This is a genomic window from Vibrio cincinnatiensis (assembly GCF_022113815.1).
Taxonomy (GTDB): domain Bacteria; phylum Pseudomonadota; class Gammaproteobacteria; order Enterobacterales; family Vibrionaceae; genus Vibrio; species Vibrio cincinnatiensis_A.
This window is the reverse complement of the sequence record NZ_SGOM01000085.1, coordinates 1-476: the sequence shown is the minus strand read 5'-3', so window position 1 is coordinate 476 and position 476 is coordinate 1. Positions and strand designations below refer to the sequence as shown.

Below are 476 nucleotides of genomic sequence, written 5' to 3'. Positions count from 1 at the left end.
TAACGCCCGCTTAAGGGGCAGCCAACGCTACTACTAAATTTCCGCATAACACCGTAATCACAAAAACCAACGCATAGTAAAAATGCCACGCGTTGGCTGTCCCTCTTGAAGCGTTTGTTATGCTTAAGCTTCAATGACTTACGTTTTACCCAAACCAAGATTAACTCAGCTTTGATGCACAAACAAAACCCAAAAACCAAAAACTGAAATGACTCATGATTTTTAAAATCAGACTTTGAACTTTGGCAGCTAGAACGAAAAAACCTAAGATCAATTTTCTGATTGAACCAACCGCCCTAACCTCGCGCTTGCCCGAAAATTGAATGAGGCAATTCGCTGAATTTCCAGCGCCAAAGAATAATGGTCCGGAAAACAGCGCCCGCTGAAGCCAATTTGCCGACGAGCACGAAACTCACAAGCCAAGGGAACAAAGAACAATCATAAACCACTGATTTTTGGTGATTAAGCATAACGCC

1 protein-coding gene is annotated in these 476 nt (G+C 42.6%); it reads right to left on the bottom strand.

Going from position 1 to position 476, the window contains the following annotated elements; genetic code table 11:
- Window positions 1–296: 296 nt before the first annotated feature.
- On the bottom strand, window positions 297–476 hold a 180-nt coding region (locus tag EXA13_RS16710; protein ID WP_238134106.1), incomplete at its 5' end, for a hypothetical protein.